This is a genomic window from Streptomyces sp. NPDC104381 (genome assembly GCF_055583745.1).
The window spans coordinates 393,520-410,654 of record NZ_JBVJNK010000004.1 but is presented as its reverse complement, the minus strand read 5'-3'; the positions used below and the strand labels follow the sequence as shown (position 1 = coordinate 410,654).

General features: G+C 72.7%; 15 protein-coding genes. 7 read left to right on the top strand and 8 right to left on the bottom strand.

From position 1 onward, the window contains the following. Window positions 1–457: 457 nt before the first annotated feature. From ACZ607_RS15665 to ku, 6 genes are all read right to left on the bottom strand, one after another. A complete protein-coding gene (locus ACZ607_RS15665) occupies window positions 458–1,189 on the bottom strand; it encodes a DUF7873 family protein (protein WP_469735241.1) in 732 nt (243 codons plus the stop codon). A gap of 56 nt (window positions 1,190–1,245) precedes the next feature. Further along, on the bottom strand, window positions 1,246–1,941 hold the full coding sequence (locus tag ACZ607_RS15660; RefSeq protein WP_469735240.1) for a formylglycine-generating enzyme family protein: 696 nt from the start codon (window positions 1,939–1,941) through the stop codon (window positions 1,246–1,248). A gap of 100 nt (window positions 1,942–2,041) precedes the next feature. Further along, window positions 2,042–3,001: a D-2-hydroxyacid dehydrogenase family protein gene (locus ACZ607_RS15655; RefSeq protein WP_469735239.1), complete on the bottom strand. Its 960-nt coding sequence runs from the start codon at window positions 2,999–3,001 to the stop codon at window positions 2,042–2,044. A gap of 95 nt (window positions 3,002–3,096) precedes the next feature. Beyond that, window positions 3,097–4,344 (bottom strand): nuclease-related domain-containing protein, encoded by a 1,248-nt coding sequence (locus ACZ607_RS15650; protein ID WP_469735238.1) that lies wholly within the window; start codon window positions 4,342–4,344, stop codon window positions 3,097–3,099. Window positions 4,345–4,502: 158 nt separating this feature from the next. Further along, on the bottom strand, window positions 4,503–5,798 hold the full coding sequence (locus ACZ607_RS15645; RefSeq protein ID WP_469735237.1) for a serine hydroxymethyltransferase: 1,296 nt from the start codon (window positions 5,796–5,798) through the stop codon (window positions 4,503–4,505). 246 nt (window positions 5,799–6,044) lie between these two features. Then, window positions 6,045–7,109, bottom strand: a complete 1,065-nt coding sequence (gene ku / locus ACZ607_RS15640; RefSeq protein WP_469735236.1) for a non-homologous end joining protein Ku — start codon at window positions 7,107–7,109, stop codon at window positions 6,045–6,047. Window positions 7,110–7,168: 59 nt separating this feature from the next. Here ku and ligD point away from each other — a divergent pair, with 59 nt between their 5' ends. The 6 genes from ligD (at window position 7,169) to ACZ607_RS15610 (ending at window position 14,666) form a co-directional block, all read left to right on the top strand. Then, window positions 7,169–8,062, top strand: a complete 894-nt coding sequence (gene ligD / locus ACZ607_RS15635) for a non-homologous end-joining DNA ligase (RefSeq protein ID WP_469735235.1) — start codon at window positions 7,169–7,171, stop codon at window positions 8,060–8,062. A 178-nt stretch (window positions 8,063–8,240) separates the two neighbouring features. After that, window positions 8,241–10,361, top strand: coding sequence for a PBS lyase (locus ACZ607_RS15630; protein WP_469735234.1), 2,121 nt, complete (start codon window positions 8,241–8,243; stop codon window positions 10,359–10,361). Then, complete coding sequence (locus ACZ607_RS15625; protein WP_469735233.1) at window positions 10,358–10,678, top strand: zinc ribbon domain-containing protein; 321 nt, start codon at window positions 10,358–10,360, stop codon at window positions 10,676–10,678. Before ACZ607_RS15630 ends, ACZ607_RS15625 begins: the two co-directional genes overlap by 4 nt. Before the next feature lie 82 nt (window positions 10,679–10,760). Then, complete coding sequence (locus ACZ607_RS15620; RefSeq protein ID WP_469735232.1) at window positions 10,761–12,125, top strand: FtsW/RodA/SpoVE family cell cycle protein; 1,365 nt, start codon at window positions 10,761–10,763, stop codon at window positions 12,123–12,125. After that, window positions 12,122–13,585 carry a peptidoglycan D,D-transpeptidase FtsI family protein gene (locus ACZ607_RS15615; protein WP_469735231.1) on the top strand — a complete coding sequence of 488 codons (1,464 nt, stop codon included), beginning with the start codon at window positions 12,122–12,124 and terminating at the stop codon, window positions 13,583–13,585. The genes ACZ607_RS15620 and ACZ607_RS15615 overlap by 4 nt, the downstream gene beginning before the upstream one ends. Before the next feature lie 4 nt (window positions 13,586–13,589). Continuing rightward, complete coding sequence (locus tag ACZ607_RS15610) at window positions 13,590–14,666, top strand: amidase family protein (RefSeq protein WP_469735230.1); 1,077 nt, start codon at window positions 13,590–13,592, stop codon at window positions 14,664–14,666. A 3-nt stretch (window positions 14,667–14,669) separates the two neighbouring features. Here the strand turns inward: ACZ607_RS15610 and ACZ607_RS15605 are convergent, their stop codons facing one another. Next, window positions 14,670–15,560, bottom strand: a complete 891-nt coding sequence (locus ACZ607_RS15605; protein WP_469735229.1) for an ADP-ribosylglycohydrolase family protein — start codon at window positions 15,558–15,560, stop codon at window positions 14,670–14,672. Window positions 15,561–15,684: 124 nt separating this feature from the next. Here ACZ607_RS15605 and ACZ607_RS15600 point away from each other — a divergent pair, with 124 nt between their 5' ends. Continuing rightward, window positions 15,685–16,002 (top strand): SCO0607 family lipoprotein, encoded by a 318-nt coding sequence (locus tag ACZ607_RS15600; protein WP_469735228.1) that lies wholly within the window; start codon window positions 15,685–15,687, stop codon window positions 16,000–16,002. An 8-nt stretch (window positions 16,003–16,010) separates the two neighbouring features. On the opposite strand, the gene ACZ607_RS15595 is transcribed toward ACZ607_RS15600, so the two are convergent. Next, complete coding sequence (locus tag ACZ607_RS15595) at window positions 16,011–17,120, bottom strand: ferritin-like domain-containing protein (protein WP_469735227.1); 1,110 nt, start codon at window positions 17,118–17,120, stop codon at window positions 16,011–16,013. Window positions 17,121–17,135: the final 15 nt, after the last annotated feature.

Sequence of the window (17,135 nt, the reverse complement as noted above, 5' to 3'; positions counted from 1 at the left end):
CCCCCGGGCGTGGCGGAGCCCGGGAGTCGTATCCAGCTCCCGGGCCCCTGGGGTTGCCACCCAATTGCGCTTGCCAGCGCCGTTTAAGAGTGCGGATCAGTCGTCATACCGTCGCGTTCTGCCTTTGAACTACCGCGCCGCGGAGAGGCGCAGGCCGGATTCGAACCAGCATTCAACGGTGTTCGTCCGTACTCGGTCGATCTGGCAATCGGCGGCGATACTGAAGCTGGAGCGAGAGTCTGAGATTGATCGCGGCTGCCTCTGCCATGTTGGGCCACCCCGGCAGGTGGTGCCGGGGGGAGGACTCGAACCTCCACCGTTACCGCGTCTTCAGGCTGAACGTCAGTTTCAGCTTGCGCTCGTCACACGGGGCGGACCTCAATTCCGCCTCGTGCAGGGTGCGCACCCCCACGGCTTTGCGCGGGGGCGTTCTGGGGGATGCCGCCTGGCGTCCGGTCTAGCCGAACAGGTAGCCGAACACCGCGTCTCCGACCCGGCGGTCGGTGACCTCGGCGCCGTTGGCCTCCTCGCGGGCGAACTTCACCGCGTGCTGGAGCTTCTCGACCCGCTCCAGCAGCTCGTTCACCCGTCGCGCCGGAAGCGCTCCGGAGAACTTCACGGTCGTCCAGTATCCGATGGGCACGTCCTCGTAGTACACGTCGACCTGCGCCGGGTGCTTGTCGGTCGCCTCGGCCTTGACGTGGTTGCGCGGGACCTTCTTCGTCCGGATCGTGCGGACCGGGTCCGTCTTCCACAGGTCCGACGAGGGGTCGAGCGACCAGGACTCGGAGGCGTCCAGGACGGGAAGCTTCTTGACGAAGGTGTGGAGGTCGGTGAGCTGCTTCTCCAGGAAGAGCAGGTAGCTGACCGGGACTTCGCCGACGACCGTACGTCCGTCGACCACGACGTCCGCGCGGGCCGAGCAGTTCGCCCAGTCCTTCGTCGCGGTCACGTCGAACAGCCGGGTCAGCGACGCGGACATCTCACGCAGCGCCTCCTCGGCCTTGATCTGCACCCGCGCGGACTCGGGCGGAAGCTGCTCGCCCTCTTCGTCCTTCGGCTGGTACGTACGGGAGATGCCCGCCAGCAGCGCCGGCTTCTGCACCTTGTGGTGGGCCGCGGTGATGTCCTGGAGCGACTTGCTCTTGACACCCTTCTCCACGGCGATGATCTGGTTGAGCTTGGTCACTTCGCCCCCTTCGAGTGATCAGGAACGTACCGCACCCGTTTCGATCAGTCGCGCGATTATTCGTCGTCCTCGCCCCCGAGGCTCCGGGCCATCCGGAAACCGAGGTCGTCGATCGCGAACGTGGGGTGGCTGCGGCGGCGCACCGTGGCGCCGCAGCCGCGCTCCGGTTCTGCCCAGCCGCCGCCCCGGAAGGTGCGGTACTCCCCGTAGACCTCCTCGTCGTAGAGGTCCCAGCACCACTCCCAGACGTTGCCGAGCATGTCGTACAGCCCCCAGGCGTTCGGGGACCGGCCGCCGACGTCGTGGAGCCGGCCGCCCGCATTGCCCTCGTACCAGGCGATGTCGTCGAGTTCGCCGTAGCGGTAGCCGTCGGTGTCCGCCTTGCACGCGTACTGCCACTCCGCCTCCGTGGGCAGGCGGTAGCCGTCGGCGGCCGGGTCGCGGGTCACCTCGCCGCTGCGCGCGTCACGGGAGTAGGCCGGGGCCAGTCCGACGCGGGCGGAGAAGCGGTTGCACAGGTCGACGGCGTCGAGCCAGCTGACGTTCGTCACGGGCAGGGCGTGGGACAGGGCCGGATCGGGGGCCGTGTCCGTGAGGGCCCAGTACTGGCCGAGGGTGACGGGAAGGCGGGCGAGCAGGAAGGGCTCGACGGTCTCCTGCCACTGTGCTCCGCGGCGGTCGTCACGGAGGTCGACGGCACCCGCGGGCATCCGGACCATGCCCGCCGCCGTCTCGTCGTCGAGCAGGCTCACACGGCGCCTCCCTGTCCGGAGGGCCGAAGTGCCCTCGCGCACAGGCTACTTCGGACGTCGCGCGACCGCCGGTGTACGCGGCACCCGCGATGGCACCATCTCAGCCGAGCCTGCGGACCGGTTCCCCGTCGAGCCAGGCGCGGATGTCCTCGACCGCGTCCCCGTAGTACGCCGCGTAGTTGGCCTGCGACACATAACCCAGGTGGGGCGTGGCGAGGAGCCGGGGCGCGTCCCGCATCGGGTGGCCGGCCGGGAGCGGCTCGACGTCGAACACGTCGACGCCCGCACCCGCGATGGCTCCCCGGCGCAGTACGTCGAGCAGTGCGTCCTGGTCGACGATCGCCGCCCGCGAGGTGTTGACCAGATAGGCGCCGGGCCGCATCAGCCCGAGTTCCTTCGCGCCCAGCAGCCCACGCGTGCGCTCGCTCAGCACCAGATGGACGGTGACGAAGTCGCTGGTCTCCAGCAGCTCTTCCTTGGACGCGACGAAACCCGCCCCGGCCTCCTCGGCCCGCTCCGGGGTGAGGTTCTCGCTCCAGGCGACCACGTCCATGCCGAAGGCACGGCCGACCGCGGCGACCCTGCTGCCGATCTTGCCGAGCCCGAGGATGCCGAGCCTGCGTCCGTGCAGATCGGCTCCGACGGTGGACTGCCAGGGCCCGCCCTCGCGCAGGGAGTTGGCCTCGGTCACGATCCCGCGCGCCAGCCCGAGCAGCAGCGCCCAGGTCAGTTCGACGGGCGGGGTGGCCGTGCTGGCGGTCCCGCAGACGGTGATCCCGTGACGCTCGGCGGCCGCGTAGTCGATGGATGTGTTGCGCATGCCGGAGGCGACGATCAGACGGAGCCGGGGCAGCCGCTCGATCAGCGTCGCGGGGAACGGCACGCGCTCCCTGAGCGTGACGACCAGATCGAACTCGGCGAGCCGCTCGGCCAGTTCGTCCTCCGTGGCACAGTGCTCGGTGAAGCTGACCACGTCGATGTCGTCGGCGACGGCGGACCAGTCGGCGGCGGTGGCCGCCACGGCCTGGTAGTCGTCGAGCACGGCACAGCGGAGTTTCACGGTGTCTTCCCTTCGGCGGCACGGCGTCGGCGCGGCGGTGCTGCCCGCAGCGCACTGCGGGCAGCACCGGAAAATCTACCGGCCGCCTCCCGGGCTCATACGTCCAGCCAGGCCTCCGCGTTCCGTGCGACGTCGTAGATCCGCTCCACCTGGGTGAGGGTGAACACGCCGGTCAGCGGGGTGAGCGCGGAGAGCTGGCGCTCCCGGCAGACGCGGACGCCGTCCGGGGTGGCGACCACCTCGAGCGCGGTGACCCCGGTGAACACCACCACGGTCTGCACGGGTACGTCGAAGGCGCAGTACGCCTCCAGCGCCGCCCGCGCCCGGCCGGCGTCCGGCCGGCCGTCGAGCGCGTACGGCTGCGGGTCGCCCTCGTCGAGCCGCAGGGTGCCGTCGGCGACCCGTACCGACGCCCCGGGGCGGTGGTCGGTGCTCACGGCGAACACCCCGCCGGGCCCGATCAGCAGGTGCCCGATCTCCGCACCGTCCGGCAGGGGCACGGAGTGCAGGACCCGCCAGCCGTGCCGGGTCAGCCGCTTGAGCTCGGCTCCGACCCGCCGCTCGCCCGCGAGGGCGCCGCGCCGGGGGTCCCCGTCCTTGTGCCGCCGCAACGCCCCGGTGGCCGCCCGTACGAGCGCCCCGGTGCCGCCCTCACCGAGCTGTTCCCGGAGCCCCGTCCCCGGCCGTCGCGACGCCAGGTCGCTGCCGGGCGTCAGCGCGGGCAGGACTGCGGGCCGCCCGCGCCGCACCGCCTCCGGGGCGGCAGCGGAAGCCGGAGCCTCACCGGAAACAGACCCGGAACCGGAACCGGGGACCGGGCCGTGACCCGGAGCCTCAGCGACCCCGGAACCAGAAGCCGGAGCCTGGGCAGAACCAGAACCGGAACCGGAACCGGAATCGACATCGGCACCGGATGCCGGATCGGGCACGGCCCCCGTCGCCGGATCCGGTCCGGGCGCCCGCTGCGGCGCCGCGACGGGTTCGGGCGCCGGCTCCGGGCCCCGCACGGGTTCCGGCTCCGGCGGCGGCGCCGGAGCCCGTACGGCCGCCGTGTCCGGACCGGCGCCCCGCCTGCGCATCCCCCGCATCGGCGGGATCCGCGGGACCGGCGGCGGCACGGGCGGGGCCGGGTGTCCGGCCGGGGCGTCCTCGCCGACGAGCGCCGGCAGGTCCGGGACCTGGCGCGCGAGCGCGTCGGCCACGGCGTCGCGGTACCGCGGGTGCAGGACCGTGATCGTGCCGCTGCCCCGGTCCGCCCAGCCGATCGCGGTGCCGTCCGGCAGATTGACGTAGAGCCGGTCGTGCCCGAAGAGCTGCCATGACGTGACCTTGAGATCCTGCATCGTGCCCCCTCTGTTCACACCCCCGGCATCCTTGCTCCCCCAGCCTGTACGGCGGGTCGGCCCCCGCACAGGGCGCAGAGCGGGCGCGCGGAGTCGGGAGCACGGCGTTCCCGGAGCAGTCCGGGCCCTGTGTGCCCCGGACTGCTCCGGCGCCCCGGTCAGGCCAGGGGGAGGCCCGGCGCCGGATAGGCGTCCATCATGGTCCGCACGTCGTCGCGCACCTTGGAAACGGTCGATTCATCACCTGTACGAGCGGCTTCGACCACGAGATCGATCCACTGCGCGACCGTCGCCATCTCGGAGGACGGGATCCCCCGGGACGTCAGGGCGGGGGTGCCGATGCGGATGCCGGACGGGTCGAAGGGCTTACGGGGGTCGTACGGGACGGTGTTGTAGTTGACGACGATCCCGGCCCGGTCGAGCGCCTTGGCCGCGACCTTCCCGGAGACGCCCTTGCCGGTGAGGTCGGCGAGCAGCAGATGGTTGTCCGTACCGCCGGAGACGAGGTCGAAGCCGCGTGCGGCCAGCTCCTCGCCCAGCGCACGGGCATTGGCGACGACCTGATGGGCGTACGCCGCGAAGTCCGCCCCGGCCGCCTCCTTCAGCGCGACGGCGATGGCGGCGGTGGTCTGGTTGTGCGGGCCGCCCTGGAGACCGGGGAAGACGGCGCGGTCGACGGCCCTGGCGTGCTCGGCCCGGGTCAGCAGCATCGCGCCGCGCGGCCCGCGCAGGGTCTTGTGGGTGGTGGTGGACACGACATCGGCGTACGGGGCGGGCGAGGGGTGCGCGCCGCCGGCGATCAGCCCCGCGATGTGCGCGACGTCGGCCACCAGCACCGCGCCCACCTCGCGGGCGATCTCCGCGAACCCCGCGAAGTCGATGACCCGGGGCACGGCCGTCCCGCCGCAGAAGATCAGCTTGGGCCGCTCGGCACGCGCCAGGTCGCGCACCTCGTCGAGGTCGATGCGCCCGGTGTCGCGCCGCACGCCGTAACGGACGCCCCGGAACCACGTACCGGTGGCGGAGACGCCCCAGCCGTGGGTGAGGTGCCCGCCCATCGGCAGCGACATCCCGAGGACGGTGTCGCCGGGCTCCAGGAACGCCATGTAGACGGCGAGGTTGGCCGGGGAGCCGGAGTAGGGCTGGACGTTGGCGTGGTCCATCCCGAACAGCGCCCTGGCCCGCTCGACGGCGAGGGTCTCCACCTGGTCGATGACCTGCTGGCCCTCGTAGTAGCGCTTTCCGGGGTAGCCCTCGGAGTACTTGTTCTGCAGGACGGTGCCTGACGCCTCCAGCACGGCGGCGGACACGTAGTTCTCACTGGGGATCAGGCGCAGCGTGTCCGCCTGGAGCCGCTCCTCGGCATCCACCAGCGCGGCGAGTTCGGGATCGGCCGCCGCCAGGGCGGGGCGGGTCGGAGCAGGACGAAGGGCATCGGACGGCTGTACGGCCACGGGGTTCCTCCCGGGTCGGTCGCACGGGGGCGACGTGGACCCGGATTGCCCAGGCGGACGGCCCTCCGGCGATGACGCCCCGGGCACGCCCGGAGTGTGCCGCTCCCTCGTGGTCGGTTCCACGGAGCACCCTGCCGGGCACGCGCCAGTCGCGGCACTCGGCACTGTACTAGGCGGAGGCGGACCGGGCGCGGCGACGGACCGGACGCGCAGGCGGGCCGGACGCGCAGGCGGATCGGTCGCCGCTCAGGCCGAGGTGCGCTTCCGTGTGCCCCCGGATGTCTTCTTCGGCGCCGTCTTCTTCGCGGTCGTCGTCTTCTTCGCCGTCGTCTTCTTGGGCGTCGCCTCCTTGGGCGCGGCCTCCTCCTTCGTGGCGGTCTTCTTCGCGGGAGTTTTCTTCGCCGCCGCCTTCTTCCCGGTCGTGCCCTTCTCCGCCGTCCTCTTCGACGCGGCCCGCTTCGTGGCCGGGCCCCCGGACTTCTTCCCGCCCCGGCCGGACCCGATGGGATGGACGTCCGCGACCTCGCCGTCCTCTCCGTGGGACTCCTTCGCCGCCCGCACGCTGTTCTCCAGCGCCGCCATCAGGTCGATCACCTTGCCCTCGGGCTTCTCCGTCTCCTCCTCCGCCACCGGCTCGCCCGCCGCCTTCGCCGCGACCAGTTCCTCGACCGCCTCGCGGTAGTCGTCGTGGAGCGTGTCCATGTCGGCGTCGCCGAGGGTGTTCATCAGCGCGTCCGCCAGGTCCAGTTCCGCGTCGCGGACCTTGACGTCGGCGTCCGGGGCGACACCTTCCGGGGCGCGGATCTCGTCCGGCCAGAGCAGGGCGTGCATCGCGATCACGTCGTCGGTGACCCGCAGCATGCCCAGCCGTTCCCGGCCGCGCAGCGCGTACTTCGCGACGGCGACCTTGCCGCTGCGCCGGAGGGCCTCGCGCAGCAGGGCGTACGGCTTGGCGGCGGGGACGCCGTTGGCCTCGAGGTAGTACGCGGTGTCCAGCTGGAGGGGGTCGATCGCCGAGGCCGGTACGAACCCCTCGATCTCGATCGTCTTCGCGGTGGGGAGCGGGAGCGAGGCCAGGTCCTCGTCGGTCACGGGGATCACCGTGCCGTCGGCGTCCTCGTACGCCTTGACGGTCTCGGAGGCGGGCACCTCCTCCTCGTCCAGCTCACAGACCTTGCGGTAGCGGATCCGGCCGCCGTCCTCGACGTGGATCTGCCGGAAGGAGATCGCGTGGTTCTCCGTGGCGTTCATGAGCTTGACCGGGATGCTGACCAGACCGAACGAGATGGAGCCGTTCCAGATGGACCTCACCGTTCACCCCTTACGGCCGCTACGGCAGCATTCAACCGATTTCATGTGATTCTTATCGTATGACGCCGATCACAGAGGTGGAGGGGCGTCGCCTGGCGCTCAGCAATCTCGACAAGGTGCTGTACCCGGCCACCGGCACCACCAAGGGCGAGGTGCTGCACTACTACGCGGCCACCGCGGCGGACGTGATGCTGCCGCACCTGCGCGACCGCCCGCTGTCCTTCCTCCGGTATCCGGACGGCCCGGAGGGGCTGCGCTTCTTCACCAAGAATCCGCCGCCCGGTACACCCGACTGGGTAGGCACGGCCCCGGTCCCCCGCAGTGACGACCCCGGTGCCCGGCAGGTGCTCGCCCAGGACCTGCCCTCGCTGATGTGGGCGGCGAACCTGGTGGTGGAGTTCCACACCCACCAGTGGCGGAAGGACTCCCCGGCCGTGGCCGACCGGATGGTGTTCGACCTGGACCCCGGGCCGCCCGCGAGCGTCGTCGACTGCTGTGCGGTCGCCCTCTGGCTGCGGGAGCGGCTGGCGGCGGACGGGCTGTCCTCGTACGGGAAGACCTCCGGTTCCAAGGGGCTGCATCTGCTCGTCGCCCTGGAGCCCACCCCCTCCGAGGACGTGACGGCGTACGCGAAGAGGCTGGCGATGCAGGCGCAGGACGCGCTGCCCGAGCTGGCGGTGCACCGGATGACGCGTGCGCTGCGCCCCGGGAAGGTGTTCGTGGATTTCAGCCAGAACGCCGCCGCGAAGACCACCGCCGCCCCGTACACCCTGCGGGCGAAGGCCCGCCCGACCGTCTCCGCGCCCGTCACCTGGGACGAGATCGAGGCCTGCGGGACGCCGGACGACCTTCTCTTCCTCGCCGGGGACATGGCCGCGCGGCTGGACCGGTACGGCGATCTCCTCGGCCCGCTGACCGATCCGGACGAGGCCCGCCCGCTGCCCAAGGGTTGAGGGGGGCGGAGGGTACAGGGCCCGCACAGGCCCTTCACAGCCCTGGGCCGGCGCGGCGAGGAAAGGCCGCAAGTGGAGGGTGGATCGTCGTAGGCGTGGTGCACACTCTGCGCAGACGCTGCTTCGCGGGCACGGTTCCGGCCGGGTCCGGGGCGGGAAGACACGGGGAGGGTGTGGCGTGTTCACGGGGATCGACGAGGTCGACTGGGCCTCGATGGAGCATGCCTACGGCCCGGCCGACGATGTGCCGGGGCTCCTGTACGGACTCGCCTCCGCCGATCCGGCGGAGCGGGAGAGCGCGCTGGACGGGATGTACGGCGCGGTGCACCACCAGGGCGATGTGTACGCGTGCACGCTCGCGTGCATACCGTTCCTCTTCGAGCTGGCCGTGGACCCGGCGATACGGGACCGGGGCGGGATAGTCGAGCTGCTCACCAGCATCGGCGGCATCGATCTGGACGAGGACGACGAGAGCGAGCTCGACGAGGACGAGATCGAGGGCGTGGCGAACTACGCGATGGCCGCTGCGGCCGTGTCCGCGGGGTCGGCCGTCTTCTTCGAGCTGGTCGCGGACGAGGACCCGGGGGTGCGGCTGGCGGCTCCGCTGGCCCTGGCCACCCTGCACGGCCGACCGGGCCGGGTCCTCGAACTGCTGCGGGAGCGGCTGCCGGCGGAGGCGGACGACGAGGTGCGGCTCGCGCTCGTCGAGGCGGCCGGCCGGATCGCCCTGCGCCACCGGCCGCTGGCGGGGCGGGCGGCGGACTGGCTGAGCCGGCTCGCCGCGGAGGCGTATCCGCCCGGGCTGCGGCTCGCGGCCCTCGCCCAGCTGGCCCGGTGCGCCCCGGACGCGCTGCCCGGGGATGTCGTACGGGTGGTGTCGGGCCTGCTGCGGGAGCTGCGCTCGCGGCCCTGCCGGCCGGAGCCGTCCGCCGCGCAGGCTCCGGGCGGCGACGACACCGGGGCAGACCGGGCCGGCTCGCCGACGCTGGTGGGTCAGCTGCGGGAGCTGTCGGCTGAGGACTCCGCGGGGCGCAGCACCCCGTGGGCCGCCGATCTGCTGCGGACGCTGCACGTCGGCCTGGACGACCGGGTGGCGGACCGTACGGCGCTGCTGACGGACCAGCTGTGCAGCCCGGATCCCTGGCAGCGCCTCGACGCCGTACGGATGAGTGGCGGGCTGATCCGGGCCTGGCGCGGTTCGTACGAGGGCCTGGTGCGGCTGGTGGGCGCCCAACTCACCGATCCGGAGCCGCGGCTCGCCGAGGCCGCCTCGCATGTGCTGGAGGAGCTGTTCGGCCTGGCGGCGCCGGCGGCCGACGCCCTGGCCGGGCGGGTGGCGGCGGATCCCGGGGCGTGGGTCAAGGAGTGGGCCAGCGGGCCGCCCGGTCTGGGCTCGGCGGTGAAGGCGCTGGCCAGGCTGGGTGACGCCCGGGTGCTGCCCGCGCTGGCGCAGGCCCTGGAGCGGCCCGAGGTCCCGCACGACGTGGGGTTCGCGATCAGCTGCCTCGGTGACGCGGCGGCCCCCCTCGCGGGGACGCTGCGGCGCAGGCTCGGCGAGGTCGCCCTGGACGAGAGCGCGTACGACCGGGCGAGCCCGCTGCTCGCCGGGCTGACGGCGCTGCGGGCGGGCGAGGCCGCTCCGGAGGTGCTGCGGGTGCTGCGGGGGGCACCCGAGTACCGGGGCGAGTGGCTGCGTACGGCGGCGCTGCGGGCGCTGGGGTCGTTCGGGCCGGCCGCCCGCTGCGCCGTCCCCGAGCTGCGCCGGCTGATCCTGCGGCCCGGGACGGCGGCGGCGACGGAGGCGGCACAGGCCCTGTGGGCGGTCACGGGCGACGCCGGCGCGGTGCTGCCGGTGCTGGCCGAGGGGCTGCGGACGGAGCAGGTGCACGACTGCCGGGCGGCGGCGAGCGCGCTGGGCGGGCTGGGCGGACGGGCCGAGGCGGTGGCGCCGAGGCTGCGGGCCCTGCTGGAGCACGAGGAGCTGTGGCTCCGGGTGGACGCGGCGATCGCCCTCTGGGAGGTCTCCGGGCGGACCGGGGAGGTCGTGCCGGTGCTCCTCTCCGCCTGGGAGAAGAACCGTCACGTCAGGGTCCGGGTCGCCGAATGCCTGGCGCGGATGGGGCCCGCTGGTGCAGGGTCGGACGCGGCGCAGGTGCTGCGTGCCGAGCTTCTCTCCGTCCGCCGTCACAACGCGATGGACGGCGGATACGGCAGTCACGACACTTATGAGGACGAGAAGCTCCTGGCGCTCTGCCGGCGGGCGCTTCCGGGAGACACGGGGAAAGGAACCTCATCATGATCATTTTCGGTACGCGGGGCTATCTCTACCAGCTGGCCGTCCTCACGATGGTGTGCGGCTGGTGCGGCAATCCCGCCGCGCACACCCTGCGCAAGCGGGTCACCAAGTTCACGCTGTTCTTCGTGCCGCTGTTCCCGTTCTCGACGAAGTACGCGACGCAGTGCACCTTCTGCGGCGGGGAGCGCCGGATACCGAAGGAGCAGGCCGACCAGCTGCTGGCCCAGGCCCAGGGCGGGCAGGACGGCAATCCGTACGGCGCCGCGCAGCAGCAGCCGGGCTACGCGCCTCCCGGCGGCCAGAACCCGTACCAGCGCTGAACCGCTCCCGGGGGCACCGGCCGGGAGTGCCACGAGGGTGACATAAGGGAAATAGCACCCGCCTCTTGCTACGTTGCGGGGCATGACCGCAACGACGGCGGAGGCACGCCCGCCCGAGCTACGCCTGCCCAAGCGGCGCGGGGTCGAGCTCTCGCTCCTGATCGGGGCCGTGCTCATCTCCGTCTACGGCTATGCCGCCGTCGGGCTCGCCCGGAACAACGCCGTGCCCCCCGATGTCGCCGGGTACGGCGCCGGTCTCGGGCTCCTCGCCCTGCTCGCCCATCTCGCGGTCCGCTTCCGCGCCCCGTTCGCCGATCCGCTGCTGCTGCCCATCGCCGTCCTGCTCAACGGGCTGGGCCTGGTGCTGATCTACCGGCTCGACCTGGAGACCCCGAGCGATCGGGCGGCGACCACCCAGCTGATCTGGTCCACGCTCGGGGTGGCGTTCTTCATCGCGGTGGTGGTGTTCCTGCGCGACCACCGGGTGCTCCAGCGGTACGCCTACCTCTCGGTCGCCGCCGCCCTCGTCCTGATGATCGTGCCGATCTTCTTCCCCGCGGTGAACGGGGCCAAGATCTGGATCAGGGTCGGCGGATTCTCCTTCCAGCCCGGCGAGTTCGCCAAGATCCTGCTCGCCGTGTTCTTCGCCGCCTACCTCGCGGCGAACCGCAACGCCCTCGCGTACACCGGCCGCAGGATCTGGAAGCTCCAGTTCCCCACCGGCCGGGTGCTGGGCCCCATCGTGGCGATCTGGCTGCTCAGCGTCGGCGTCCTCGTCCTCGAACGGGACCTGGGCACCTCGCTGCTCTTCTTCGGGCTCTTCGTGATCCTGCTCTACGTGGCCACCGGCAGGACCGGGTGGATCGCCGTCGGGCTGCTCCTGGCAGCGGCGGGCGCCTTCGCCGTCGGCTCGTTCGAACCCCATGTGCACAGCCGGGTGGAGGACTGGCTGAATCCGTACGCCACCATCGAGGCGGGACAGGGGCCCAGCCAGCTCGCGCAGTCCCTGTTCGCGTTCGCCGCGGGCGGCATGCTCGGCACCGGCCTCGGGCTGGGCCACTCCATCCTCATCGGCTTCGCCGCCAAGTCCGACTTCATCCTGGCGACCGCGGGCGAGGAGCTCGGCCTGGCCGGGCTCACCGCGATCTTCCTGCTGTACGCCCTGCTGGTGGCCCGCGGATTCCGCGCGGGCCTGGCCCTGCGGGACCCGTTCGGACGGCTCCTGTCGATCGGCCTCGCCTCGATCCTGGCGCTCCAGGTCTTCGTGATCGCGGGCGGGGTGATGGGGCTGATCCCGCTGACCGGGATGGCGATGCCGTTCCTGGCCCAGGGCGGGTCGTCCGTCGTCACCAACTGGATCATCGTGGCGCTGCTGATCCGGGTCAGCGACGTGGCCCGCACCCCCGACCCCGATACCGTCGCCGAGCGGGCCGGGGACGGGCCGTGATCCGCTACATCCGGCACGCCGCCGGATTCTGTCTGCTGCTGCTCCTCGCCCTGCTGGCGAACGCCGCCCGCGTCCAGCTCTTCGAGGCCGACGAGCTGAACGCGAACCCGGCCAACCGCCGCACCACCATCGACCGTTACGACCAGCCGCGCGGCAACATCATGGTCGGCGACGAGTCCGTCACCGGCTCCGAGGACACCGGAGAGCAGCTCGCGTACGAGCGCACCTACCGCCACGGCCCGCTGTACGCGCCGGTCACGGGCTACGCCTCGCAGACGTACGGCACCACGCTGCTGGAGAACGCCGAGGACGGCGTCCTCTCCGGCACCGACCCGATCCTGGCCCCGCTGCCGCTGTGGGGGGACATCACGCGCAGCCGGCAGCCGGGCGGGAACGTCGTCACCACCATCGACGACGCGATGCAGCGCGCGGCGTACGAGGGGCTGGAGGGCCGGCGCGGCGCGGTCGCCGCGCTCGACCCGGCGAGCGGCCGGATCCTGGCGCTGGTCTCCTCCCCCTCGTACGACCCCGAGGTCCTCTCCGGCACCGGTTCCGCCGTGACCGACGCGTGGACGCGGCTCAACCGCGCGCAGAGCCGGCCGATGCTCAACCGGGCCATCCGGCAGACCTATCCGCCCGGTTCGGCCTTCAAGATCGTGACGGCGGCGGCGGCGCTGGACGCCCGGGTGGTCACCGATCCGGACGCGGCGACGGACACCCCGTCCCCGTACGTCCTGCCCGGGACCTCGACCACGCTGCCCGACGAGGCGCGCGGCTGCCGGAAGGCCTCCCTGGCGGAGGCGATCCGGGTCTCCTGCAACACGGTGATGGCCCATCTCGGCGTCGAGGTGGGGCTGGACGGGATGCTGGACGCGGTGGGCAGGTTCGGCTTCAACGACGACGGCCTGAGGATCCCGTCCCGGGTGGCCCGCAGCAATTTCGACTCGGACATGAGCGACGACCAGCTGGCCCAGTCCTCGATCGGCCAGTTCGACACGACGGCGACCCCGCTCCAGATGGCGATGGTGGCCTCGGCGGTGGCGAACGGGGGCGATCTCAGGCGCCCGTACCTGGTGGACCGGGTGACCACGCACGACGGCGACACGGTCCGGCAGCAGGGCTCGGACTCGTACCACCGGGCGATGAACCCGGCGACGGCGCAGCAGCTCCAGCGGATGATGGTCGACGTCGTGGAGCACGGCACCGGCGCGAACGCGGCGATCGACGGTGTGACGGTCGGCGGCAAGACGGGCACCGCCCAGCACGGGGTCGACAACTCCGGTACGCCGTACGCCTGGTTCATCGCCTGGGCGCAGGCACCGGACTCCGGCCGCCCGGCGGTCGCCGTCGCGGTGGTCGTGGAGGACGCGGAGGCCGACCGGGCCGACGTCAGCGGCGGCGGCAACGCGGCTCCGATCGCCCGGGCGGTGATGGAGGCGGCGCTGGAGGGTGGAGACTGACGTCATGACGTCGGAGGTGGCGGCGGCGCTGGCCCGGATCGGCGAACGGGACCCGGCGCTGCACGCGTTCACGGAGGTCCTGCACGAGGAGGCGCTCGCCGGGGAGCGCGCCGCCCGGGGACTGCCGCTCGCCGGGCTGCCGTTCGCGGTGAAGGGCCCTGCGGGCCTCCGCTCGTACGCGGCCCGCCGCCTGGTCGCGGCCGGCGCCGTCCCGGTCGGCACCACGTCCGTCCCCGGGCCCGGCACCGCCTGGCAGACCTGGGGGCAGGGCGCCCACGGCCGTACGGTCAACCCCTGGCGCGCGGACCGCACTCCGGGCGGCTCGTCGGCGGGCTCGGCCGTGGCGGTCGCGGCCGGCATGGTGGAGCTGGCGACGGGCAGCGACGGGGCCGGGTCGGTGCGGATCCCGGCGGCGTGGTGCGGGGTGTTCGGCCTGCGGACGACCGCGGGCCTGCTCCCCTCCCCCGACCGTACGGGCCTCGCCTCCCCCGGTGTGCTGGCGAGCTCGGCGGCACGGGCGGAGACGTATCTGCGCCATGTGCTGGACGGGTACGCGCCCCGGCCGGCCCGACTGCCCGTCCCGGCCGTCCACAGCCCGGACCTGGGCTACGCGTCCGTGCGGCCCGAGGTGGCCGAGGTGACGCGCGCCGCGGTCGAGCGACTGGCGGCGGCCGGAGTGATCCGCCTGGTCCCGCGCCCCCTCGCACTGCTCGACCCGGCTTCGGCGTGGACGGCGGTGCGCGGGGGCTGCCCGACCTCCGCCACCCGGGCGCTCCGTGCCGCGAACGACGCCGCCCTCGACGCCTTCTTCGCCCGTACGCCCCTGTTGCTCACGCCGGTGACACCCAACCCGCCGCACGGGCACGAGGGCCCTGGGGATGTGTACTCCACGGCGCTGACCTGGGTGTTCAACCTGAGCGGCCACCCGGCGGCGAGCGTGCCGGCCGGTTTCACCCCGGACGGCTGCCCGGCCGGTCTCCAGCTGGTGACCGGCCGGGGGACGGACGCGGGGCTGCTGGGCATCGCGTGCGCGGTGGAACGCGTCCTGCCGCCACCGGGGCCGCCGCGCCCGCCCGGCTGACCCTCAGCCCAGGGGTTCGCGCCGCAGACGCCACTCGGCGGGGGCGCCCTCCACCCCGGTGGCCGCACCGACGACGCCGGCCGTGATGGCGCAGGTGGTGTCGACGTCGCCGAAGCCCTCCGCCGTCGCCCACAGGGCCCCTTCCAGGTCGGCGGGGTGCCGGGCGGCGGTCCACAGGGCGAACGGCACCGTGTCGTCGGCCCTGATCCGGCTCCCGTTGCCCAGGAGGTCGGCCGCCTTCCACGGCTCGGTGGCGAACGGCACCTCCGCCGCGCGGAGCAGGCCCTCCCGTACAAGCCCCTCGGGGGTGCGCCCGGCGACCGCCTCCAGGGTGAACCCGCCGCGCACGGAGAGGGCGGCGGCCACCGCGACCGCCACCGCGCCGGCGACGCCCTCCGGGTGGGCGTGGGTGACGACCGCCGAGAGCACGGCCTGTTCGGCGGCGAGTCCGAGGTCCGTGTGGAAGCGGGCGCCGAGGGGTGCCACGCGCATCGCCGCGCCGTTGCCGAGGCTGCCGCCATCGAAGAGCCCGGGCGCCAGCGTGCGCCAGTCGGCCGGCGAGGTCAGCAGCTCCGGGAGCAGGATGTGCATGCCGTGCCCGTACCCCCGGGCCTGGTCCGCGTCGAAGGCGAGGGCGAAGTACAGGGCGAGCCGGTCCTGTTCGACGTGTCCGCACTCGTCCAGCACCCGGTGAAGGGCGAGCGCCAGCGCGGTGTCGTCGGTCCAGTGCCACACGGGCTCGTGCGGGGTCCGGCGCGCCCGCACCTCGGCGTACGCCTGCCGGGGCGGCCGGAAGAGCGGGAACCACCGCTCCCCGAACGCGTCACCCAGGGCGAGAGCTTCGAGGCTGCGGCGCGCCGCAGCGGAATCACCGTGCCGGGGAGGGGAGTTCATGCCCGCCATCCTCCGCCCGCACCCCACCGTACGTACACCGGATATGAGTACGCGTGCTCACGCCCCTCGCCCTCCGGACACGGCAGGCTGGGCCCGTCAGCCACCCACCAGAGGGAGCCCCATCATGCGCACGGCCCACCGACTCCGCGTCCCGTCCCGCCGCAGCACGCTGGGGCTTGCCCTGGCCGGTGTCACGGTCGCCCTGTTCACCACCGCCTGCTCCATGCAGGACGCCGTGTGCGGGGGCGGCGAATACCCGGTCCTGGCCGTGGGGAGCGCCGGCAGCGCGTGCGCGTCCGACGGCGAGGAGCCGCCCAAGGGCTACGCCCGCTACCCGGAGGGCAAGGTTCCCGAGCACGTGGACGACAAGTGGTACACGTACTGGGAGACCCGGACCGTCGACGAGAACGGCCGGACCATCGAGATCCCCGAGGAGAACTGAGCCCTCGCTCAGCCCTCCGTCCCGCCCTCCGCTATCGCCTCCGCGACCTCCGCGACCCGCTCCTGCTCCTCCACCGCGAAGCGGTCCCGGTCCAGTTGCTCGGCGATCTCCTCGTCCTGGGCCATCAGCAGGTCGAGGTTGGAGTCCCCCAGCTCGAAGACGCCCATGTCGACGTAGGCCTTCTGGAGCCGTTCGCCCCAGAGGCCGATGTCCTTCACGCAGGGCACGATGCGGCTGAAGAGCAGCTTGCGGAAGAGCTGGAGGTACTCCGAGTGCTCGGAGAGCTCCTTGGCCTCCTGCTTGCCGATGCCGAAGTTCTCCAGCACCTCGACCCCGCTGAGCCGGTCGCGCATCAGGTAGCAGCCCTCGATGACGAACTCCTCGCGCTCGCGCAGTTCGGCGTCGCTCAGCTGCTTGTAGTAGTCGCGCAGCGCCATCCGCCCGAAGGCCACGTGCCGGGCCTCGTCCTGCATGACGTAGGCGAGGATCTGTTTGGGGAGCGGCCGGGTGGTCGTGTCGCGGATCATGCCGAAGGCGGCGAGCGCGAGTCCTTCGATGAGGACCTGCATGCCGAGGTAGGGCATGTCCCAGCGGGAGTCGCGCAGGGTGTCGCCGAGCAGCCCCTGGAGGTTGTCGTTGACCGGGTAGAGCATCCCGATCTTCTCGTGCAGGAAGCGGCCGTAGATCTCGGCGTGCCGCGCCTCGTCCATGGTCTGGGTGGCGGAGTAGAACTTCGCGTCCAGGTCGGGGACCGACTCCACGATCCGGGCGGCGCAGACCATCGCGCCCTGCTCACCGTGGAGGAACTGGCTGAACTGCCAGGAGGTGTAGTGCTTGCGCAGCTCGCCCCGGTCCCGTTCGGTCATCTTCGCCCAGTGCGGGGTGCCGTACAGGGTGAGGGCCTCGTCGGGGGTGCCGAGCGGGTCGGCGGGGTCGACCTCCAGGCTCCAGTCGATGCGTTTGTTGCCGTCCCACTGCTTGTCCTTGCCCTTCTGGTAGAGGGCGAGGAGGCGTTCGCGGCCGTCGTCGTAGTCCCAGCTGAACCGGGCCGCACCCGTGGCAGGAACCTGCCATGTCGGCGCTGGGGGCGGGGTGGTGTAGAGGTCGTGTGTCGACACGGACAGCTCCTTCGC